Below are 22,659 nucleotides of genomic sequence, written 5' to 3' on the forward strand. Positions count from 1 at the left end.
GTGGGTCTTGATTCCCTGCTCGCCAGCGCCACACAGTCGCCGGCCCCTTCCTCCGGTGGTTTCGATCTGATCGGGACCATCCTCTGGCCGCTGAAGTGGGTCGTCGAGCTCGTGCTCGTCGCCTGGCACTGGCTGCTCACGACGGTGGGGCTCCCCGCTGCGTCCGGTCTGACCTGGGTTCTGTCGATCGTCGGCCTGGTGATCGTCGTTCGCGCGGCGCTGATCCCGCTCTTCGTGAAGCAGATCAAGAGCCAGCGAAAGATGATGGAAATCGCCCCTGAACTGCGAAAAGTTCAGGAGAAGTACCGCGGTAAGAAAGACCAGCTCTCTCGTGAGGCGATGAGTCGCGAGACTATGGGCCTCTATAAGAAGCACGGCACGACGCCGATGTCGAGTTGCCTGCCACTGCTGGTGCAGATGCCGATCTTCTTCTCGCTGTTCAGCGTGCTGAGCGATGTGACCAAGCACCACGCCGCCGGAATCGGCGGTGTCGGTCTGCTGAACGCCGAGCTCACCGAGCAGTTCTACGATGCGAAGCTCTTCGGTGTCGCGTCTCTGCACGAGACCCTCGGCAACGCCGTGGATGCCGGCAACACCACCGCCATCATCATCCTCGTCACGCTCGTCGTGCTGATGATCGGCTCGCAGTTCTTCACCCAGCTGCAGATCATCTCGAAGAACTTGTCGCCCGAGGCCAAGACCGGCCAGGCGTACCAGATGCAGAAGATCATGCTCTACGTGCTGCCGCTGGGCTTCATCTTCTCGGGTGTCTTCTTCCCGCTCGGCGTGGTCGTCTACTGGTTCATCTCGAACCTGTGGACCATGGGCCAGCAGTTCCTCGTCATCCGCGAGATGCCGACCCCCGGATCCGAAGCCGCGAAGGCTCGCGAAGAGCGTCTGGCCAAGAAGGGCAAGGCCATCGATTCGTCGGGCAAGGTCATTCCGATGGCTGCGTATGAGGCCGAGCAGCAGCGCCTGCTGGCCGAGGCCGAGAAGGCCAAGGCCGAAGCCCCCAAACGTCAGCAGCCGGTGGGCAAGAAGCGCGCCAAGAAGAAGGGGAGTGCGTGATGACCGACAGCATCACCACCACGAACGTCGAGCCCACTGCGGCTCAGCTCGAGAACGAGGGCGATGTCGCCGCAGACTACCTCGAGGAGCTGCTTGACATCGCTGACATCGATGGCGACCTGAACCTCGATGTTCGGCAGGGACGTGCCTACGTCTCGGTCGAGGCCGAGGATGATGGTCTGGCTCTTCTTTCGGCACCCGACACGGTGCAGGCTCTGCAGGAGTTGACGCGTCTTGCCGTGCAGAACAAGACCGGTGCGTTCTCTCGCCTGATCCTCGACATCGGGGGATCACGCGATACGCGCCGTCGTCAGCTGGAGACCCTCGTCGAGGCCGCTGCCGTGAAGCTGGACGAGGGTGCATCGCAGGCGTCGCTCCCCGCCATGTCGAGTTACGAGCGCAAGCTGGTCCATGACATCGCGTCGGATCGCGGGCTCGTTTCGGAGTCGTATGGCGAGGGTGCTGACCGTCACACGGTCCTCCGTCGTCGTTGATGTTTCACGTGAAACATCCCGCGTTGGATGTTGATGCACGGTGCCGGTCGTGAGTAATGATGCTCTTGAGGCGGAGCCGGCAGTTGCTGCACAGCTTTTCGGCGATCGAATCGACCTCGCGCGCGCATTCACCGAAGCTCTCGCTCGTGAAGGAGAGACGCGCGGTCTGATCGGGCCGCTGGAGTTGCCGCGTCTGTGGACTCGTCATATCCTGAACAGCGCGATCGCAGCACCCGTATTTCAGGGGTCTGTCGCCGACATCGGCTCCGGTGCAGGGCTACCCGGAATCGTGCTCGCGATCGCTCGACCCGACGTGCACTGGACGCTGATCGAACCGATGGAACGCCGAGTGACGTGGTTGACCGAGCAGGTCGATGCGCTGCAGTTGAACAACGTCGAGGTTCTGCGGGCCCGTGCCGAAGATGTGGACCGCCCGAGGAGCTTCGACGTGGTCACTGCCCGCGCGGTGAGTGCACTCAGGACACTGATTCCCCTTACCGCACCTTTGGTTCGTGACGGGGGAGAGCTCGCCGTCCTCAAGGGGATGAACGCAGTCAACGAGATCGACGCTGCGGAGAAGCAGATCCGCAAGTTCGAGCTGTCCGACGTGCGCATCGAGGTGCTCGGTGAGGGAGTGCTCACGGAGACGACGCGGGTCGTGCGGGCGCGGGTTCGGTAGTTTCTCTGCTTTGGTCCTCTGCGTCTCTGGGGTTGTGAGCTTGTGGGGGCGGGTGCAGGGGTGTTCCCTCCGCTCGCAGAGCGGGGACCCTCCCACTTCGTGGGCCCCTCCCGATGCTCGCGCCGGGAACACCCCTGCACCCTCGTGCTCTGCGGGATGGATCGCGCGTGCGGTCGACGGCGCTGTAGCGGTTGTGCATGGTCCTAGCGGTGGCGCTCGGTGTCGATGTTTCACGTGAAACATCGACGCTCCGTAAGTTGTTACCGACGTTCGGGGCCCTGACGAGGAGTACATGATACCGGGCACGTGACGGTCGTGCGGAAACAAGGGGGGTGTGCTCTGGGCGGGGAGCGGAGTAGCTGCAGTGAGGTCTGTCGTGGCGGGCCTGCGTGCGTGGCATGTTTCAGGTGAAACATAGGTCCGACGTCGGTCGTCGGGCCGAGTTCCTGCTCGGCTACGGGGCTATCGCTGGTGCAGGTGCCTCTCCGCAGAGGGCTGGCCCCGTCGTTATGCGGTACGGGATCGGTAGATTGCTGTTGAGCCCGGTTTCTCACCGCCGAGACTCCGGCGACCGATGACGTGGTTCCGTGCGTCAATAAGGTGCGGCAACGCGTCACACCAGTGAACTCACTCTGAGCATCCGGTGCTTTGGAAGGCGCGGTGCCGGCATCACAACCTGCATCAGGCCTGGCCACCCAGAACGCCGCCGCTGACCGTTCTCTGTCGCGGTGCGCCCTCGACCAACGGCGCGGACGGGCATGTCGGTGTTTCACGTGAAACAACAGGCCCGTCCTCGGTCACAGCCAACCCGCGATCGCCGAACCAGGGCGTCTCAGCATCGAGCCCGGCGGAAGACCGTCACCCGCAGCATCGTCACGCAGCTCGCTGGCCCAGCACCCCCGATCCATCCGCCATGTTTCACGTGAAACATGCCCCACCGGTTGACCGTCGGTTCTCCGCCCCGCCGCGTGGTCGATCAGTCTGGTGCTGCGGGTCGGCGGTGCCGGCGGTGTCGGTGGCGCAGATGGAGACGTTGGTAGGCAGCCGCATGTGCGGTGCACGGGTCCGATGCTGGTCGGACGGTCAGGGCAGCGCTTGGGTGTGTGCGATCTCTGGGTACCGGCACCATCCAGCTTGGCTCCTCCGAAGGCACCGAGCGTGGTTTGCGTACGCACGGCGTCGCTTGATGAGACATCCGGGTGGATGTGAGTGACTCCCGCGATAGTGCTGCGTGCGTTGCCGCCGATCGCGGTGCGGGGATCTTGGATGGTCGTCGAGTTGTTGGGTAAGCGCAGGGTACCGGCAGTAGGGGAGCGGAGTGCGTCACCGGGTTGCGCTTTGGGTTGCCCAGTGGTCGATGAGTCCGGGCAGACGGGTAACCGATTGGCGGACAGGCTTCCGGAAGGGATCGAGACGCGCGCTACGGTCTGGCACCGTAACAGTGTTGCCGGGTTGCCGGGCGACCGGATGCGTCACCTCTCTTAAGGGGGGCGTAACGGGGCCACGCCCTCACTGCGTCGAGCTGATGGTGATGTCCAAGTCGGCGCAGCGGAAGCCTCGAGTGGTGAGCGGCGACGGCGTCAGTTCGCTGGGCCGATGTGTCCGACGCGCGCGGTGGACCTGGCGAAGCCTCGATCCGGATCCACAAAGCTCAGGGTCCGAGGTTCTTATCCGTCCCGTCGGAGGATACTGACTGAGTTCCGGGTGCCGCTGGGCTCTCGCCTGGTTCTCCGGTGCGGACTGTTTCACGTGAAACACTCACTCGGAGGCCTAGCAATCCGGGCATCCCGGCCCTGCAGGCGGTGAACGTCTGCGGTAGCGATTAGAGTGGAATGCGGCCCCGGAAGGAGTGGATGTTTCACGTGAAACAGTCCGAAAAGGCATCCTCGAACGAATCGTTCGGCATGGATACACCGCTCGCGCGGGAACTCGCAGACCTCTCGGCTCGCCGACGCAACCTCGAGTCCACGAAGGTGGAATTCTCGGGGGAAACCCGCGTCTTGACGGTGTCGAATCAGAAGGGTGGCGTGGGGAAGACCACGACCGCCGTGAACATCGCTGCAGCGCTGGCCGGGCTCGGCGCGAAGGCCCTGGTGATCGATCTCGATCCGCAGGGCAACGCGTCCACCGCCCTCGGGGTGCCGCACAGCGCTGACACTCCGAGCGTCTACGACGTTCTGATCGATGACACGCCGCTGGCGGATGTCGTGCAGCAGAGCCCCGAGAACCCGAACCTCTTCTGTGCGCCGAGTACCATCCATCTCGCTGGCGCAGAGATCGAGCTGGTGTCGCAGGTTGCGCGCGAGCACCGTCTCCGGCGGGCGCTCGAGGTGTACCTGGCTGAAAGCCCGGTGAACTTCGTGATCATCGACTGCCCTCCGTCGCTGGGGCTGCTGACGATCAACGCCTTCACCGCGGCATCTGAGGTGTTCATCCCGATCCAGTGCGAGTACTACGCGTTGGAGGGACTGAGCCAGCTACTCGGCAGCATCCAGATGATCCAGAAGCACCTCAATCCCGCCCTGCATCTCTCGACAATCCTGTTGACGATGTTCGATGGGCGCACGCGGCTTGCGCAGCAGGTCGCGGACGAGGTGCGCACACACTTCCCGACACAGGTGCTGAAGACCGTGATCCCGCGGTCGGTTCGCGTGTCGGAGGCACCGAGTTTCGGGCAGACCGTGATCGCCTACGATGGGCAATCCGCCGGCGCGATCGCGTATCGCGAGGCCGCTGTCGAGATCGCGTCGCGTCACGCGGCGCAGAGCAAGGAGAAATGATGGCGAAGCGCACTGGATTGGGCCGTGGAATCGGCGCTCTCATCCCGACGGCGGATCAGTCTGCTCGTCCCGTCGACGTGTTCTTCCCGGGGGCCAGCCTCCGAGCGGAATTAGAGTCGACCGCACCCGAGGCCGGCGTAAGTGAGCCTACTCCGGACCTCGCCGTGGTGCCGGGCATCCACCTGGTTCAGATCGCTCCGGACTCGATCGTGCCGAACCCCCGCCAGCCGCGCACGCACTTCAACGTCGAGGATCTCGCCGAGCTGGTGCACAGCGTCCGGGAGTTCGGGGTCCTGCAGCCCGTCGTCGTTCGTCAGAACAGTGACGGCGACTACGAGCTGATCATGGGGGAGCGTCGTACGCGCGCTGCTCGGGAAGCCGGCCTGGAGACGATTCCCGCGATCGTCCGCGAGACGGCCGACGAGGATCTGCTTCGCGACGCCCTCCTCGAGAATCTGCACCGCTCCGAGCTGAACCCGCTCGAAGAGGCGTCGGCCTACCAGCAGCTGCTCGAGGACTTTGGGATCACACAGGAGGAGCTCGCCACACGCATCGGTCGCTCGCGCCCCCAGATCAGCAACACGATCCGCCTGCTCAAGCTGCCCGTCCCGGTGCAGCAGCGCGTGGCCGCCGGTGTGCTGACGGCGGGCCACGCTCGTGCGATCCTCAGCCTCGAGAACCCCGAGGCCATGCAGCGCCTCGCCGACAAGGTCGTCAACGAGGACCTCTCAGTTCGCGCGACCGAAGAGGCCGCGAAGAACCTGTCAGCGGGCGCGACAAAGCCGACCAAAGCCACGCCGGGAGCGCGTCGTGCGTACCTCGACGAGGTGGCGGGCAAGCTCGGAGACCGCCTCAACACCCGGGTCAAGATCGCGCTCGGAGCGCGCAAAGGCCAGGTCACCATCGATTTCGCGTCTATTCAGGATCTGAACCGCATCCTGCAGGAGATCGGCGAAGAAAGCTACGGCAACAACTAGTCAGTTCCGCGCCTCCGTCCAGAGGCCTAGACTCACCGCAACGACGGGGGAGGCAACATGTCGGCAACACCCACAGGATCCGCTCTGCGAGGACGCGTCATTGCGGTCAGTATCGCCGCAGCACTCGGCGGGTTCCTTTTCGGATTCGATACCGCAGTCATCAACGGTGCGGTCGACGCGCTCGCGGGTGACGTCTCGGGCTTCGACCTCGGTGTCGGACTCAAGGGCTTCGCCGTCTCGTCGGCCCTGATCGGGTGCGCGATCGGTGCCTGGTTCGCCGGCCCGTTGGCGAACCGCTACGGACGAATCCCTGTCATGGTCGCGGCGGCCGTCCTGTTCCTGCTGTCGTCGATCGGTTCGGGTCTGGCGTTCGGCGTGATCGATCTCATCATCTGGCGTATCGTCGGTGGACTCGGAGTCGGAGCTGCCTCGGTGATCGCCCCGGCCTACATCGCCGAAGTGTCGCCGGCGAAGATGCGCGGCCGCCTCGGATCGCTGCAGCAGCTGGCGATCGTGACCGGTATCTTCACCGCCCTGCTCTCCGACGCGATGCTCGCGAATGTCGCCGGGGGCGCGGCAGAACCGCTCTGGGGCCTGGATGCGTGGCGCTGGATGTTCATCGCCGAGGCGATCCCCGCCGTCGTCTACGGAATCCTCGCGCTGAGACTGCCGGAGTCGCCACGGTACCTCGTGGCGAAGGGACAGCTCGACAAGGCATCCGAGGTCCTCACCGCCGTCACCGGCACGCTGGATGTGAAGGCGAAGATCGCCGAGATCACCGGGACGCTGAACACCGAGAGAGGGGAATCGCTCCGTGATCTGCGCGGAAACCGCCTCGGTCTCAAGCCCATCGTGTGGGTCGGAATCCTGCTGTCGGTGTTCCAGCAGTTCGTCGGTATCAACGTCATCTTCTACTACTCGACCACGCTCTGGCAGTCGGTCGGGTTCGGCGAATCGCAGGCGTTGACCATCACCGTCATCACGTCGGTGACGAACATCGTCGTCACGATCATCGCCATCCTGCTCGTCGACAAGGTCGGTCGACGCATCATGCTGCTCGTCGGCTCGGTCGGCATGACGGTGTCGCTCGGCCTGATGGCTCTGGCGTTCTCGTTCGGCACGCTCGACGCCGCCGGTACCGTAACGCTGCCGGACCCGTGGGCGACCGTCGCGCTGATCTGCGCCAACGCGTTCGTCGTGTTCTTCGGAGCCACGTGGGGCCCCCTGGTGTGGGTGCTGCTGGGAGAGATGTTCCCGAACTCGATCCGCGCCGGCGCTCTCGCCGTGGCTGCGGCGGCGCAGTGGGTGGCGAACTTCTTCATCTCGACGACGTTCCCCGCGTTCTCGGCCATCGGCCTGCCCTTCGCCTACGGCTTCTACGCGTTCTTCGCGCTGCTGTCGTTCTTCTTCGTCTACTTCAAGGTCGCAGAGACCAAGGGCAAGGAGCTCGAGGACATGCGCGAAGACACCAAGGTCGAGCGCCGGAGGCGTCCGAGTCGGACGTAGGCTTGGAGCATGACCGAGTCCGTTCCCCGCCGCGCCAGCCTGGAAGTGCTGCGTGCAGAGGCGTCGGACGAACTCGCGGTGCTCGTGCAGGAACGACTGCTCGGCGGGGAAGACCCGTGGGAGTTCATGGAAGAACTGCCGAGCGTCGACGAGCTCGTCGTCTACCTTCTGCGTGCTGACAGCATCAACGCCAATGACGGGGTGCGCCCCAACGCGGCCCGTCACTACCGCGTGCTTCGTCAGATCGCCCTCGAGTATCCAGAGCTCACTCCCGCGGTCTGGGGGTTGCTCGATGAGAAGCAGCGCCATCGTCGCTGGGATCCGACCGTCGCCGACGCGTCCTGAGTCGCCGTGCCTCGCGTTCTCGTCACCTACGACCCCACGTGGCCGCAGCAGTTCGAGGCTCTCGCGGCGCTGCTCCGGGAGGCCGGCGACTCATCATGGACGATCGAGCACATCGGGTCCACGGCTGTGCCAGGGATGCGCGCGAAGCCGATCATCGATCTTGCCATCAGGATCCGCGATCTGAAGGATCTGGAGCGACACCAGCCGGCCTTGGAGCAGGCCGGTTGGCGAAGCAGCAGCGGTGTGCGCACCCATCCGGTGCTGGTGCGCGAGGACGACGGCATTCGCACGGCGATCGTGCACTTCTTTCTCGCCGATGAATGGGAATCGGTGAATCAGCGACTGATGCGCGACTGGCTGCGTGAGCATCCCGACGATGTCGAGCTCTACAGCCATGCGAAGTGCGATGCCGTGGCCGCTGCCGCTCGCGGAACATCGACCTACAACACCGCGAAGACGCCGGTCATTCAGGAGATCGTCGATCGGGCTCGCGCCTCTCGAGGAATGCCGCAGGTCCCTGTCTCAGACAAGTGAGATGACACGAGAAAGGCCGCCGCCTCCCGAGGGAGACGACGGCCTGTGTCAGGGGGGATCAGCCGATGAACGCGGCGAGATCCTTCTCGAGAGCGAACTTCGGCTTGGCGCCGATGATCGTCGTCTTGACCTCGCCGCCGTGGAAGACCTTCATCGCCGGGATCGACGTGATCTGGTACTTCATGGCGAGCTCAGGGTTCTCGTCGACGTTCAGCTTGAGAATGGTGATCTTCTCGGGGTTGTCAGCCTGGATCTCGTCCAGCACCGGAGCGACCATGCGACACGGGCCGCACCATTCCGCCCAGAAGTCCACCAGCACGGGACCGTCGGCCTGCAGTACGTCCTGCTCCCAGGTCGCCTGGCTCGTAGCCTTTGCACTCATCAGGGTTCTCCTTCTTCGAGGTTCGTGTTCTACAACAGCAGACGGGCGGAAACTGTTCCCGGCCGCTCAGGCGGTGAGGACTTCGGCGGCTTCCGCAGCCGGGACCTCGACCGAGATGTCTTCGAGATCCGCGAGGAAGTGCTCCGCGTCGAGGGCGGCGACCGTGCCGGAACCGGCGGCGGTGATGGCCTGGCGGTAGCTCGGGTCGATCACGTCGCCCGCAGCGAAGACACCGGGGATCGAGGTGACCGACGAGCGACCGTCGACCCAGATCGTGCCCTCGGCGGTCAGCGTGAGCTTGTCGTGCACGAGGTGGGTGCGCGGGTCGTTGCCGATCGCGACGAACAGACCGTCGAGAGCGAGCTCGCGCTCCGAGCCGTCTTCGGTGGAACGAAGCTTCACGCCACTGACCGCGGTCTCGCCGATGATCTCGGCGACCTCGCTGTTCCAGATGAACTCGATCTTCGGGTTCGCGAACGCGCGCTCCTGCATGATCTTCGAGGCGCGCAGCGTGTCCTTGCGGTGGATGACGTAGACCTTCTCCGCGAAGCGCGTGAGGAAGGTGGCCTCCTCCATCGCGGAGTCGCCGCCGCCCACGACCGCGATGGTCTTTTCACGGAAGAAGAAGCCGTCGCACGTGGCGCACCACGAGACGCCGTAGCCGGACAGTCGTTCTTCGCCCTCGATGTTGAGCTTGCGGTACGCCGAGCCCGTCGCGTAGATCAGCGTCTGCGCCTCGTGCACCGCTCCGCTGCCCAGCGTGACCCGCTTCACGGTGCCCGCGAGATCGAGCTCGGTGACGTCGTCGTAGAGAACCTCGGTACCGAACTTCTCGGCCTGCTCCTGGAACTTGGCCATGAGCTCGGGGCCCTGGATGCCGTCGGGGAAGCCCGGGTAGTTCTCGACCTCGGTGGTGTTCATCAGCTCGCCGCCGACCTCGACCGAGCTCGCGATGAGCAGCGGCTTGAGGTTCGCTCGGGCCGCGTAGATGGCAGCCGTGAATCCGGCGGGGCCGGAGCCGATGATGATGACCTGACGCATGTGCTCTCCGTCTTAGAAACTGCAGTCGAATGACCTTCGACTGCTTCAACCCATGGTAACCGCGCGGCATTCCCTCGTCGGGGTCGCCTCGCAGGTCAGGTGCGGGTCAGCGCCCCGGCAGGAATCGGCGAACGAGCGTACCCGCTGCCTTGAGCTCGGGAGCCCGCAGCAGGGCGAGGATGCCGAGGTACACGACGACCACGGCGAGGCCGATGATCGCGGTTCCGATCGCGCCCTGGAAGCGATCGGAGGTGGTCCATCCGTCCACGCCGCCGAGGAGGAGGAAGACTCCCCAGCCGGCGAAACCGGCGGGGACTCCGGCGAGGGCGAAGCGGGCGATCGCGGCCATCCACGAGCCGACTCGCAGGCCGCCGATCTTGCGGTGCAGCAGCCACGTCGCCACGATGGTCTGCACGATGCTGGCGATCGACTGCCCGAGAGCGACGGCGGCGGCCAGAGAGGTGAGCGGGATGATGCCTGCCTCGCGCAGTCCCAGTGCCCCGAGTGCGGTGCCGACGATCAGCACGCACTGGAAGATCGTGAACCAGAACGGCGTGCGGGTGTCGTCATAGGCGTAGAAGGTCCGCTGCACGATGAACAGGATCGTCAACGGGATCAACCCGAAGAGGTAGGCGATCAGCACGAGAGCGGCCGCCTGCGCGTCGTCGGCAGACTCTGTGAACACGCGTGAGGCCGGAATCGCGGCGGCGGCGACCGCAGCGGTGGCCGCGACGATGAAGAACAGCAGTGTGCGGATGCTCTGCCCGATGTCGGCACGCACGTCGTCGTGCCTGCCCGCGGCGGCGTGAGCGCTGATCTGTGTGAAGTACGGCGTACCGATCGAGAGCACGATGACCGAGTACGGGAGCATGAAGATCAGCCAGGCGTTCGCCGTGACCGTCGCCGAAGCACCGAATCCGGCGACCTCACTGACGATGAATCCCTGAAGGAAGCCGGCGGCCAGGCTCGCGAACGCCATCAGGAAGGTCCATCCCGCGAGACGACCGACGTTGCCGAGCCCGACACCGCGCCAGCGGAAGTCCGGCTTCAGGGCAAGCCCCGTACGTCGCCAGAACACCAGCAACACGACGGCCTGCAGGGCGATGCCCAGCGTGGCGGTACCGCCGAGGACCGTGATCATCTCGGGTGTCCAGTCCGCAGCCTCCTGCGACACGGGGGCGAAGACGGCACCGAGGACGAGGAAGCCGACGATCGAGACGACGTTGTTGACGACCGGGGCCCAGGTGAACGGACCGAAGATCTTGCGAGCGTTGAGCGCCTCGCCGAGCATCGCGTACAGGCCGTAGAGCAGGATCTGAGGCAGGCACCAGTAGGCGAGGGCGGTGGCGAGGGCGAGGGTCGTCTCGGTCGCTCTGCCGGCCGCGAGGTGCACCAGCCAGGGTGCCGCCGCGGTCGCGACGGCCGTCACGACCGCCAGCACCACGGTGCCGAGGGTGAAGAGCTTCGAGATGAAGGCATTGCCGCCGTCGGCATCTGCCGTGGCTTTCACGATCTGCGGAACGATCACGGCGGTCAGGATGCCGACAGAGATCAGCGAGAACACGCTGTTCGGCAGCTGGTTCGCATAGGTGAACGCGTCTGCCGCCTCTGAGGCCACCGATCCGAGAACACCCACGAGCACGATGCTGCGCAGCAGCCCGGTGATGCGGGAGACGAGGGTTCCGGCGCCGATGACGGCGCTGGCGCGGCCGAGACTACTCACGTCCGTCCTTGCTTTCGGGAGGGAACGGGGTGGCGATGCCGGCATCCTCGGGGGCCAGACCCTCGATCGCCTCACGCCGACGGCGTCGCACAGTTCGAACGACGCCGAGTGTGATGAGCAGGGCGATCAGCCCGCCGAGGAGACCGAGGCCGATGCCCTCCCACTCGGCGCGCACCGCGACACGGACGTTCTCGGTGTCAGCCAGGGGCACGCCGCTCGGGCTGGACAGGCTGAGACGCAGAGTGAGCTCTCCGCTGCCGACACGGGCAGACACGGGGACCTTGACCCGCATGCTGGTGTTCGGCTGCACGACGGCATCGGTGACCGACTGCACTTCGAGGCGGGGATCGGACGGTGCGACCGTCAGGCGGATGTTCACCGGCCACGGCAGGTCGTTGCGCACCCCGAACGGCAGGTCTGCGGCGGCCGTGAGGAGCTGGATCGTGCTCGAGGGCGGGATGCTGACGGCGCCGAGCATCGTCTGCGTCGCGGCGCGGTGGCGGGCGAGCGCCTCGTCGAAGGAATCGGCCGGAATGCTGACCGCGAGGGTGCGAAGGATGCGGATGCGCTCGGGGCTCAGCATCAGCTGCGGGTCGGTGAGGATCGACGAGAACGCGGTGAGGGTCTGCTCGTCGGTGAGGAGCTCCTGCACGGCGGGGACCAGCGCGGGATCGACCTCGCCGGCCACGGTGACGGGAGTCGCGGGAAGGGCGCGCAGCGCGGCGAGGGAGAACCCCGCGGAGTCGGCGGTCGAGATCGCCTCGCGCAGCGCGGCGGGAGTGCGCGTCTCGCCCCGGTCGAGGCCGACCAGCAGCGGAGCGCCGGGCATGCTCTGTGCCGCGAGGAAGAGGTGGGCGCCGGCAGCAGCGAGCTGACGCTGCCGGGCGTCGGCGTCGGGTTCGGCGGCCGCGAGCGACAGCGCGCGCGACGCGGCTGCTTCGGTGATGAGCACCTCGGCATCGCCCGACATCCCGTGTGACGAGGTGCGACCCGTGGTGACGGACGACGGAAGGATCGTGGTGGCCGTGCCCCCGAGATAGGCGGCGAACGTGCCGAGGTCTGTCTGAGTGACTCCGCTGCGCGGCCAGAGGATGCCCGGCGTCGCGCCGTCGACCTCCATCAGCGCCTCATCGTCGGGGAGGTTCGGTGAACCCGTCGCGTCGGGCGCGGGCGTGGGGCTGCCGTTGTCGTCGCCGTCGGGGTCCGCGTCGCCCGCAGGGGTGGGTGCGGTGCTCGGGAAGTTCGCCGGGTCGAGGGAGGACTGGAGCGTGGTGGGCTGCAGCAGGGCGGGAAGCTGCGCCTGGGCTTGCGCCGTGGCATCCGCATCGCCGAACTGGAGCGCGAAGCGCGCGTTCGGGAGTTCGTCGAGCCGGGTGAGCCAGTCGGTGGCCGAGGCCGGTGCGGCGGTTCCGAGCACGCGGATCGCCGCCGGGATCGCGGGATCGATCGCGAGGATGGCGGCGGTGCCGGTGACGCCGTCGAGCTGTGCGGTGAGTGCGCCGTCGTCGGCGGTGAGTGTGGACAGCTCGTTGGCCGTGAGCAGTGCGCCGCCGGTGGGTGTAGCCGTGATCGGCACCACCACGCCGACCTGCGCGGCGGCCTCGCCCGTGGTCACCACGAGCACGCTGGTCGCCGGATCGAGGTCGGACAGCAGATCATCGGTGTCTTCGTTACCGGTGGAGGCGCCGGTGAGGGAGGCCCGGAGGGGGTAAACGCCGGGCGCGAGGTCGGCGATCGCCTCGGCGGGCACCGAGACCGTCGTGGTACCTGTGGCGTCTCCGTTCACGGGTGTGGTCGACTCGGAGGCCAGGGTCGCGAAGGTGCCGGTGGCATCGCCGTCGTCGATCCACGAGGTGACGGACGCGTCGTCGGCCAGCGGAGTGCGGTTGAGCTCGACATTCACGCGCGCGGCCGAGATCGTGTCGCCCGTCTCGTTCTGGAGGGTGACGACCGCCGAGGTGGCGCCGCCGGCGATCACGGCGCCGCGTGCTCCCGCCGACACGAACAGTTCGATGCCCTCGTCGGCATCGGCCGGGGCATCTGTCGCGGCCGTGGCACCGGCGGGTGCGAACAGGCCGGTGGCTCCGAGAGCGATCGCGAAGACAGCGGTCCTGCGGGCGAGCCTGCGGAGGCGCGCACGGAGGCCGGCGTCATCGGGGGTGGTCACGGTCATCCAGGTCTTCCTCGAACGCCCAGGACAGGGCTGTTCGTGAGTACTGACCCTGTGATTCTAGGAGGCCGGACAAAGGAGAACGCTGAAGACGCGTAGAGTGACGGCCGTGTCCGCCACCGCAGCCCCCGTTCCCGACGCCCGACGATGCGCTGATCTCGCCGCCGATCTCGATGCCGCGGATCTGCGTTCCGAGCCGCTCCGGCGTCTGTGGGGGGAGGAAGCGGATGACGCGCTGGCCCGTGGCATGCGCGAGCCGATCCTGCGGGCGATCGCCGGCGACGAGGGCGTTCTTGCGACTCTGGGCCGACTGTTCGTGCTCGGGATGCCGCAGCCGCGCGCCCGCGTGGCGGCCTCTCTGCCGCGCCTCGGCGTCGACGGACTCCTCGCGCTCGGGCTGGCCACGGCCGACGCAGATGAGGTGACGCCGACGGCCCTGCTGCGTCCCCAGTCGTTCGTCGACGCCGACGGCGTGGGGGAGTGGTGGATCACCAGCGATCTCGACGAGGTGGCCCTCGACGGCGTGCTTCCGGCCGACCACGTCCTCGGCGTGGGCGGCGCCTCGCGCACGCTCGCTGAGATCGTCGTCCCGCTGCCCGTCGAACGGGCTCTCGACCTGGGCACCGGCTGCGGCATCCAAGCTCTTCTGGTGGCACGGCGTGCCCAAGAAGTGGTGGCGACCGACATCTCGGCGCGCGCTCTCGCCTATGCCGAACTCAACGCGCTGGTGAACGGGGTGTCGAACATCACGTTCCGCCAGGGCAGCATGTTCGAACCTGTCGCGGGCGACACGTTCGACCTGATCGTGTCGAATCCCCCGTTCGTGATCACGCCGCGCGGTGAAGGCGTGCCGGAGTACGAGTACCGCGACGGCGGACTGATCGGCGACGCACTCGTGGAGCAGTTCGTGCGCACCGCCCCCGCGTTCCTCACGCCCGGCGGCATCGCCCAGCTGCTCGGCAACTGGGAGTCGCACGCCGGCGTCACCGGCCTCGCCCGTCTGGAGGCGTGGACGCCGGCCGAACTCGACCTCTGGGTGATCGAGCGCGAGCAGCTGTCGCCCCTGGCCTACGCCGAACTGTGGATCCGCGACGGGGGCACGACGCCGCGCGACCCGGCCTTCACGCCGCTGCTCACCGCCTGGCTCGACGACTTCGCCGCGCGCGGGGTCACGTCGATCGGCTTCGGCTACGTGCTGCTGCGGCGGGGGAGTGGCACGCCGCTGCGCCGGGCCGAGCGCCTCACGCAGCAGGTATCGGGTGTCGGCGCGGCACTGGCCACCGGCATCCTGGCGCACGATGTGCTCGCTCAGGGCCTGCCGCAGATGCTGCTCACCGCACCCGATGTCACCGAGGCGCGGCACCTGCTGCCCGGCAACGACGACCCGAGCGTGATCGAGCTGCGGCAGGGCGGCGGCTTCGCGCGCACCGTGAACGTCGACCCGGCGCTCGCCGCCTTCGTCGGCGCCTGCGACGGCGATCTGACCGTCGGCCAGATCGCGTCGGCCCTGTCGGACCTGTTCGATGTGCCATACGCCGACCTCTGGGCCGACCTCGAGCCGCGCATCCGGGCACTCGTATTCGACGGGTTCCTCCTCACCGACTGAGCGGCACTCCGGGTCACGTTTGGGTAACGGAGACGACCGGGTATTGCGCGCATGATTCCCCGCTGTTTCACTCCTATTACAACTTTCAATTTCTACTGAAGTTTCATTGATTGTTGAATCGCCGCGTTCTAGCGTGCTGGAAAGCCCCCTGCGAAATCCCGCAGGAATGAGCCAGTCCACACTCGAAGCGGCACCGTCAGGTGTGGCTCAAGGAGGAGTTATGCACAGCACTGCAAGACTGATGATCGCCGCTTCGGCGGTCCTGGCTCTGTCGCTCGCGGGATGTTCCGCGTCGACGCCGGACGGAGATGACGCAGGCGACGTCGACCCCATTCGCTTCGCCGTCGAGCAGCCGGACAGCCTCGTCCCCGCCAACCAGTTCACGGCGTACAACATCGTCATCGCGATGTTCTCGCCGTTGACGGACGTCGACGATGCGGGGGAGATCACCTACGTCGCCGCCGAGTCGGTCGAGTCCGATGACGCGAAGCTCTGGACCATCACCCTGCGCGAGGGGTGGACGTTCCACGACGGCACGCCCGTCACCGCGCAGAACTACGTCGACACCTGGAACCACGCCGCCTACGGCCCGAACGCGTGGGTGAACGGGGCGCAGCTGGCGGGTGTCGTCGGATACGCCGATCTCAACCCCGCCGAGGGTGCCGAGCCGACCGCGACCGAACTCGCCGGACTCGCCGTCGTCGACGACCTCACCTTCACGGTCGAGCTCAATGCCCCGGACCGCCAGTTCCCGCTGCAGCTCACCGCCGGTCAGACCGGTCTCTACCCGCTGCCGTCCGACGCACTCGCCGACATCGCCGCCTGGGAAGAGGCGCCGGTCGGCAACGGACCGTTCGCACTGGTGGACGGGTGGTCGCCGACCGATCCGATCGACGCCGTCGCCTACGAGGACTACGCGGGCACCGAGCCGAACATCGGCGCCGTCACGTTCGTGCCGTACCTGGACACGGCGACCGCCTACACCGACGCCCTGGCCGACGAGGTCGACATCGTGGCGATCGCCGGCGCGCAGGTCGCTCAGGCCCGCACCGACTTCGGAGAGCACGTGCACGAGCTCGACGCCCCCGGCGTCGACTTCCTCGGATTCGACCTCACCGACCCGCGGTTCGCTGACCCCCGCATCCGTCAGGCGATCTCGATGGCGATCGACCGCGAGGCCATCAACGACGCCATCTTCGGCGGCTCCCAGGTGCCTGCGACCTCGCTCACCGCGCCCAGCATGCCGGGCGATCCCGAGGGCGTCTGCGGCGAATACTGCGAGTTCGACCCCGAGGCCGCTCAGGCGCTGCTCGAGGAGGCTGGAGGCTTCGAGGGCGAGCTCGCGGTGCACTACATCGCGAACTGGGGCCAGGAGGACCTGTTCGAGGCGATCGCCAACCAGCTGCGCCAGAATCTCGGCATCGAGAGTGTCGTCGCGACTCCGTCGGTCGACTTCGCCGCCTTCGTCGACAGCGTCGGCGCGCACCAGGTGAACGGTCCGTTCCGCGCCCGATGGGGTGCGCTGTACCCCAGCCAGCAGAACACCCTGACCGCGGTGTACACGGCGACCGGCGAAGGCAACTTCGGCGCCGGCGGGTACTCGAACCCCGAGGTCGACGCCCTGCTGCAGGAGGCGAACTCCGCCGCGACATTCGAGGAGTCGTCGGAGGGATACGTGAAGGTGCAGGAGCGCATCCTGGAGGACTTCCCCACGGTGCCGCTGTTCGGCAACCGCTACCTCTACGTCACCTCTGAGCGCATCTCCGAGCTGTCCACGGTGTCGGGGAGCGTCGACCTGAGCTCGGTCGTCACCTCCGCGGCATCCTGATCCGACCCAGAGAGAACGACACCTCGTGCACGAATCCCCCGCGGCACCGACCGCCGGCACGACGGAGGACATCCTCCGCCGTGCCGGCGCGGCGCCGAGCCACACCGCCTTCCCGACCGTCGATGCGCTGAACGCCGAGATGGAAGAGCTGCGGTCGCGGCATCCCGACCTCATCCGGATGCAGCGGATCGGCACCAGCCGGCTGGGGGAGCCCCTCTCGCTCTACACGGTGGGGTCGGGCACACGGTCGGCGCTCATCGTCGGCGGGGTGCACCCGAACGAGCCGATCGGCTCGCTCACGATCCTGCACCTGACCGAGCAGCTGACCTCGGACGCGGGTTTCCGCGAGCGGCTCGACACGACCTGGCACATCGTGCCCTGTGCCGACCCCGACGGGATGCGGCTGAACGAGGGCTGGTTCGCTGATCCGTCGGACCGCGAGCGATACGCGCGGGAGTTCTACCGCCCCGCGCCCGACGAGCAGGTCGAATGGACCTTCCCCTTCTCGTACAAGAAGGCGTACTTCGACGCCATGATGCCCGAGACGCAGGCGCTGGCGCGGGCCATCGACACCGCGCGCCCCGACCTCTACGTGCCGCTGCACAACAGCGAGGGCGGCGGCGCCTACTTCTACCTCTCCCGTGCGGTGCCTGAGCTGTATCCGCTGCTGCACGCCCTGCCCGCATCTCTCGGGGTTCCGCTGCACACCGGAGAGGCCGAGGGAGCGCACTTCCGCGTACTCGCACCGGCCGTGTACGAGATGGGCACGCTGCAGGACGCCTACGACTGGACCGAGGCGTACGGCCTCGACCCCTACCCGCCCGGATCGGCGGGCGACGCGTCGACGTCGTACGCACAGAAGTACGGCACGCTGTCGCTGATCGCCGAGCTGCCGCAGTTCAGTGACCCGTCGGCCGACGACACCACGATCACCGATGTCCGGTACCGCGACGCCCTGCGCGAGTCCGGCGAACGCCTGCAGGACGCCGGCGCGCGGCTCACCGCACTGATCGCCCACGTGGAGCCGCACCTGCGACTCGACACCCCGCTGCTGCGCGCCGCCCGCGTGTTCGCCCCGGCCGCGATCGCCGCAGGAGAGGAGAACGTCGCTCGGGCCGACCAGGAGACCGACCGGCTCGCCACGGTGTCAGAGGTCGAGGCACTGTCGGGCCTGGTGCGCCTGCACCGCCTGCGCTGGGGCGGGATGCTGGTGCGCGCGCTGCGCGCCGAGGTCGACGCCGGCACCGCCGCCCCCGAGCTGCGTCGAGTCGCCGTCGAGGCGCAGGAGCTGTTCGACGGCTGGCTGACGGAGGCACTCGGGCAGGTCTCATCGACACCGTTGCCGCTGAGCTCCGTCGTGGGCGTGCAGTACGGAGCGATCCTGGCCGCGCACGCGCAGCTCGAAGGGGCCGGCCGGTGGGACTCGGACTGAAGCTGCTGCAGCGCCTGGCGGGATTCGCGATCGTCTTCTTCGGAGTGACGTTCATCATCTACTTCACGGTCTTCAGCATGCCGGGCGACCCGATCCGCGCGCTCGCCGGAGACCGGCAGCTGCCGCAGTCGGTGATCGATGCGCTGAACGCCCGCTACCTGCTCGATCAGCCGCTGTGGGTCCAGTACACGAACTACATCGGCAATCTGCTCACCGGCGACCTCGGCGTCGATCTGCGCGGTCGGGCGGTGGCGGATCAGCTGGCGTCGCGCTGGCCGGTGACGATCACGCTCGCCCTCACCGCATGGACGATCCAGATCATCCTGGGCCTGGCGGTCGGCATCGTCTCAGCGCTCAAGCGCGGCACGATCATCGACCGCGGACTGCTCGTGCTCGCGATCGGCCTCAGCTGCATTCCGGTGTTCGTGCTGGGCATCACCGCGCAGATCGTGTTCGGCGTGCGGCTGGACTGGCTTCCCGTCGCCGGCATCCGCGAGGGCTGGCCGCTCGCCTATCTGCTGCCGTCGCTCGTGATCGCGCTGTTCGGGCTGGCGTCGGTCTCGCGGCTGGTGCGTGGGTCGATGATCGAGAACCTCGACGCCGACTACGTGCGCACGGCGCGCGCCAAGGGCATCAGCGAGTCCCGCGTGATCGGCCTGCACGTCATGCGCAACTCGCTCATCCCCACCGCGACGTTCCTCGCCACCGACCTCGGCTTCCTGCTCGGGGGGGCCGTGGTGATCGAGGGCATCTTCAACCTGCCCGGCGTGGGCAACCTGCTCTTCCTCGCGATCCGCGATCACGAGGCCACGATGGTCGTCGGCATCTCGACCGCGCTGATCGTCATCTTCCTGCTCACCTCGCTGATCGTGGACGCCCTCCACGCGCTGCTCGACCCGAGGATCCGTCGTGCCTGAACCGCTGAATCCGACACCGGGCACCGCGAAGATCACGGTGCCGAAGACCACGGCCATCCCGCTCGTCACCCGCCGCGAGGGCGCTTTCCGCCTGCTGGTGCGCCGACCGCTGTTCTGGATCGCCGGCGTGGTGCTCCTGGTCATGGGCGCGTTCGCGGTCGCCCCCGCACCGTTCGCGGCGATGTTCGGCAACGGCGATCCGCGCGCCTGCGACCTCGCCGACAGCGCGGGCACGGCGAGTGCGGGGCACCCGTTCGGCTTCGACGTGCAGGGGTGCGACATCTGGGCGAACGCCGTGCACGGCGCGCAGAGCTCGCTGGCGGTCGGGTTCCTGGCCACCGGAATCGCGCTGGCCATCGCGCTCGTGCTCGGAACACTCGCCGGGATGGGAGGGGCGATCGCCGACTGGATTATCTCGCGGCTGACCGAGGTGTTCCTCGGCTTCCCGTTCCTGCTGGCCGCCATCGTCGTGCTCAATGTGCTCGGCGCCCGCAACGTGCTCACCGTCGGGCTCGTGCTGGGCGTGTTCGGGTGGCCGATGATGGCCCGACTGATGCGCGGATCGGTGCGGTCGGTGGCGAAGGCCGATCACGTGCTCGCCGCCCGCACGATGGGGCTGAGCACCGGACGCATCGTCTCGCGATACGTGCTGCCGAACGCCGTGCAACCCGTGCTGCTGCTCGCCACCCTCACCATCGGTGCCGTGATCGTCGCCGAGAGCACGCTTACCTACCTCGGCGTCGGCCTGTCGTCGCCCGCGATCTCGTGGGGGCTGCAGATCGCGGCCGGCTCACGCGTGTTCCAGTCGGCCCCGCACGTGCTCGTGCTGCCGAGCGTGATGTTGGCGCTGACGGTGCTGGCGATCGTCGCGATCGGCGAGGAGCTGCGCAGCGTCTTCGATCCCCGGGAGCGACGGTGAGTGGCATGCTGATCGGTACGCCGCCGGAAGGGGAGAACGCATGACCGAGGATCGCACCGCAGCCGACGAGCGCGAGCACTACCGCCGACAGTTCGCCGAGGACATCTCGCTCATCTGGGAGATGGCCGGCACCTCGCGCATGGACGGCCGAGTGCTGGGCTACCTGATGATCATGGATCGCCCGTACATCTCGTCGGCCGACCTCGCCGCGGCGCTCGGCGCCAGCACGGGCGCGGTGTCGATGGCCACGCGTCGCCTGATCGACACCAACTTCATCCGCCGCCACTCGCTCGCCGGCGACCGCAACCACTACTTCATGGCGGAGGAGGACCCGTGGGGGAGCTTCCTCGCCAACGAGCGCCGCTACTTCGACCGGGAGATCCGCTCGCTCGACACGGCCCTGCGCTGGCTCAGCCCCACCGAGACCGATGCGGCCGTGCGACTGCGCAACGGCCGCGACTACCTGGAGTGGGTGCAGGACTACCACCACAAGATGCTCGCCGACTGGCACGAGCACAAGCGCGCTCGCGATGCGGGCGAGGACGAGGTGTGACGAATGAACGACAGTGTGACGAATGAACGACAGTGTGACGAATGAACGACACTGAACCCGTCCTGCGCGTGCGCGACCTGCGTGTGTCGTTCGGCACGCGCACTCCCGTCGAGGTCGTACACGGTCTCGACCTCGACGTGGCGCCGGGCGAGGTCGTCGCGGTCGTGGGCGAGTCGGGGTCGGGGAAGTCGGTGACCGCGCTGTCGGTGATCGGTCTGCTGCCCGATGGCGCGACGGCGACGGGTTCGGTCGAACTGCACGGCCGCGAGCTCCTGGGCCTGTCGCCGCGCGAGCTGCGCCAGGTGCGCGGCGCCGAGATCGCCCTGATCTCGCAGGACCCGGTCGCCTCGCTCAACCCCGTCTTCACGATCGGCTTTCAGGTCGTCGAGGCGGTGCGCTCGCATGATCGGTCGCTGAGCACGAGTGCCGCGCGGCGGCGGGCGATCGAGCTGCTCGAGCTCGTGGACATCCCCGAGCCCGCCCGCCGCATGAAGCAGTATCCGCATGAGCTCTCGGGCGGACAGTGCCAGCGGGTCGGCATCGCGATGGCACTGGCCTCCGATCCGCAGCTGCTCATCGCCGACGAACCCACCACCGCGCTCGACGTGACCGTGCAGGCCGAGGTGCTCGACGTGCTCGCCCGGCTCGGACGCCGCGATGGCCGCGCCATCCTGCTCATCACGCATGACATGGGAGTGGTCGCCGAGCTCGCCGACCGCGTGGTCGTCATGCGGCACGGGGCGCTGGTCGAAGAGGGCACTGCACGCAACGTGCTGCTGACGCCATCGGCCGGATACACCCGGCAGCTGCTCGACGCCGTGCCGCGGATCGGCTCGCGCGGGTCGGCCGCCGCGCTCGATGAGGCGGCTCCGGTGCTCGAGATCGACGGCCTCGTCGTCAGCTACGGCAACCGCCTGCGCGGCACCTTCCGCGCCGTCGACGGCGTCAGCATGCGGGTGCAGAAGGGCGAGATCCTCGGACTCGTCGGCGAATCCGGCAGCGGGAAGTCGACGATCGGTCGGGCCGTGATCGGTGCGGCACCCGTGAGCGCGGGGACCATCGTGGTGGAGGGCGTCGACATGCGCACCGCCTCGCACGCGGAGCGTCGACGCACTCGGCGACGCGTCGGCGTGGTCTTCCAGAACCCCGCGCTCTCGCTGAACCCGCGCTACACCGCGCGGCAGAGCATCGAGGAGCCGCTGCACAGCATCCGCGGACTGCGCGGCCGCGAGCTGAGCGACCGGGTCGAGGAACTCCTCGAATCGGTCGGGCTCGAGGACCGCGCCGACCGGTACCCGCATGAGCTGTCCGGCGGGCAGAAGCAGCGCGTGGCGATCGCGCGGGCGGTCTCGCTCGACCCCGCGCTGCTCATCGCCGACGAGCCGACCAGTGCCCTCGACGTGTCGGTGCAGGCGCAGGTGCTCGAGGTGTTCCGAGAACTGCAGTCGCGCCTGCACTTCGCATGTGTGTTCATCAGCCACGATCTCGCGGTGATCGACGAGCTGTGCGACAGCGTGATGGTGCTCAACACCGGGCGCGTCGTCGAAGCGGGGTCGCGCACGCAGGTGCTCGAACACCCGCAGGACCCGTACACGCGCCGGCTTCTCGCCGCGGCGCCGGTGCCGGACCCGGATGTGCAGCAGGAGCGGCGGGCCGCGCGGTTGGCGGCGGTCGGGTAGGCGGGGGTTCGCGGGCGGGGGTCGCA

At 67.6% G+C, this 22,659-nt stretch carries 19 protein-coding genes; 15 read left to right on the forward strand and 4 right to left on the reverse strand.

Going from position 1 to position 22,659, the window contains the following annotated elements:
- The 8 genes from yidC to AC2D10_RS11650 all read left to right on the forward strand — a co-directional run bounded on the left by yidC (position 1) and on the right by AC2D10_RS11650 (position 8,383).
- Positions 1–1,068: a membrane protein insertase YidC gene (gene yidC / locus AC2D10_RS11615; RefSeq protein WP_484707854.1), complete on the forward strand. Its 1,068-nt coding sequence runs from the start codon at positions 1–3 to the stop codon at positions 1,066–1,068.
- Entirely contained in the window at positions 1,068–1,562 is a 495-nt protein-coding gene (locus tag AC2D10_RS11620; protein WP_484707855.1) for a Jag family protein, read from the forward strand. The genes yidC and AC2D10_RS11620 overlap by 1 nt, the downstream gene beginning before the upstream one ends.
- 49 nt (positions 1,563–1,611) lie before the next feature.
- Entirely contained in the window at positions 1,612–2,241 is a 630-nt protein-coding gene (gene rsmG / locus AC2D10_RS11625; protein ID WP_484707857.1) for a 16S rRNA (guanine(527)-N(7))-methyltransferase RsmG, read from the forward strand.
- 1,904 nt (positions 2,242–4,145) lie between these two features.
- A complete protein-coding gene (locus AC2D10_RS11630; RefSeq protein WP_484707858.1) occupies positions 4,146–5,021 on the forward strand; it encodes a ParA family protein in 876 nt (291 codons plus the stop codon).
- Entirely contained in the window at positions 5,021–5,998 is a 978-nt protein-coding gene (locus AC2D10_RS11635) for a ParB/RepB/Spo0J family partition protein (RefSeq protein ID WP_484707860.1), read from the forward strand. The genes AC2D10_RS11630 and AC2D10_RS11635 overlap by 1 nt, the downstream gene beginning before the upstream one ends.
- Before the next feature lie 57 nt (positions 5,999–6,055).
- Complete coding sequence (locus tag AC2D10_RS11640; protein WP_484707861.1) at positions 6,056–7,504, forward strand: sugar porter family MFS transporter; 1,449 nt, start codon at positions 6,056–6,058, stop codon at positions 7,502–7,504.
- Between the two features lie 9 nt (positions 7,505–7,513).
- Positions 7,514–7,849, forward strand: coding sequence for a tryptophan synthase subunit alpha (locus tag AC2D10_RS11645; RefSeq protein WP_484707862.1), 336 nt, complete (start codon positions 7,514–7,516; stop codon positions 7,847–7,849).
- A 6-nt stretch (positions 7,850–7,855) separates the two neighbouring features.
- Positions 7,856–8,383, forward strand: coding sequence for a GrpB family protein (locus AC2D10_RS11650; RefSeq protein WP_484707863.1), 528 nt, complete (start codon positions 7,856–7,858; stop codon positions 8,381–8,383).
- A 58-nt stretch (positions 8,384–8,441) separates the two neighbouring features.
- Here AC2D10_RS11650 and trxA read toward each other — a convergent pair whose 3' ends face one another.
- The 4 genes from trxA to AC2D10_RS11670 all read right to left on the reverse strand — a co-directional run bounded on the left by trxA (position 8,442) and on the right by AC2D10_RS11670 (position 13,702).
- Positions 8,442–8,765, reverse strand: coding sequence for a thioredoxin (gene trxA / locus AC2D10_RS11655; RefSeq protein ID WP_484707864.1), 324 nt, complete (start codon positions 8,763–8,765; stop codon positions 8,442–8,444).
- Between the two features lie 66 nt (positions 8,766–8,831).
- On the reverse strand, positions 8,832–9,806 hold the full coding sequence (gene trxB / locus AC2D10_RS11660) for a thioredoxin-disulfide reductase (RefSeq protein WP_484707866.1): 975 nt from the start codon (positions 9,804–9,806) through the stop codon (positions 8,832–8,834).
- 106 nt (positions 9,807–9,912) lie between these two features.
- On the reverse strand, positions 9,913–11,529 hold the full coding sequence (gene murJ / locus AC2D10_RS11665) for a murein biosynthesis integral membrane protein MurJ (RefSeq protein WP_484707867.1): 1,617 nt from the start codon (positions 11,527–11,529) through the stop codon (positions 9,913–9,915).
- On the reverse strand, positions 11,522–13,702 hold the full coding sequence (locus AC2D10_RS11670; protein WP_484707869.1) for a DUF6049 family protein: 2,181 nt from the start codon (positions 13,700–13,702) through the stop codon (positions 11,522–11,524). Before AC2D10_RS11670 ends, murJ begins: the two co-directional genes overlap by 8 nt.
- Before the next feature lie 97 nt (positions 13,703–13,799).
- Between AC2D10_RS11670 and AC2D10_RS11675 the strand changes: the two genes are divergently transcribed.
- From AC2D10_RS11675 to AC2D10_RS11705, 7 genes are all read left to right on the forward strand, one after another.
- Complete coding sequence (locus AC2D10_RS11675) at positions 13,800–15,305, forward strand: DUF7059 domain-containing protein (protein WP_484707870.1); 1,506 nt, start codon at positions 13,800–13,802, stop codon at positions 15,303–15,305.
- Between the two features lie 220 nt (positions 15,306–15,525).
- Positions 15,526–17,133 carry a peptide ABC transporter substrate-binding protein gene (locus tag AC2D10_RS11680; RefSeq protein ID WP_484707871.1) on the forward strand — a complete coding sequence of 536 codons (1,608 nt, stop codon included), beginning with the start codon at positions 15,526–15,528 and terminating at the stop codon, positions 17,131–17,133.
- 25 nt (positions 17,134–17,158) lie between these two features.
- The gene (locus AC2D10_RS11685; protein WP_484707873.1) at positions 17,159–18,565 is read left to right on the forward strand and encodes a M14 family zinc carboxypeptidase; all 1,407 of its coding nucleotides are present in this window, start codon (positions 17,159–17,161) and stop codon (positions 18,563–18,565) included.
- A complete protein-coding gene (locus AC2D10_RS11690) occupies positions 18,550–19,482 on the forward strand; it encodes an ABC transporter permease (RefSeq protein ID WP_484707874.1) in 933 nt (310 codons plus the stop codon). Before AC2D10_RS11685 ends, AC2D10_RS11690 begins: the two co-directional genes overlap by 16 nt.
- On the forward strand, positions 19,475–20,401 hold the full coding sequence (locus tag AC2D10_RS11695; RefSeq protein WP_484707877.1) for an ABC transporter permease: 927 nt from the start codon (positions 19,475–19,477) through the stop codon (positions 20,399–20,401). Before AC2D10_RS11690 ends, AC2D10_RS11695 begins: the two co-directional genes overlap by 8 nt.
- A gap of 40 nt (positions 20,402–20,441) precedes the next feature.
- Positions 20,442–20,954: a GbsR/MarR family transcriptional regulator gene (locus AC2D10_RS11700; RefSeq protein WP_484707879.1), complete on the forward strand. Its 513-nt coding sequence runs from the start codon at positions 20,442–20,444 to the stop codon at positions 20,952–20,954.
- A 41-nt stretch (positions 20,955–20,995) separates the two neighbouring features.
- Positions 20,996–22,633, forward strand: coding sequence for a dipeptide ABC transporter ATP-binding protein (locus AC2D10_RS11705; protein ID WP_484707880.1), 1,638 nt, complete (start codon positions 20,996–20,998; stop codon positions 22,631–22,633).
- Positions 22,634–22,659 lie beyond the last annotated feature (26 nt).

Source organism: Microbacterium sp. PI-SA-G (assembly GCF_057215335.1).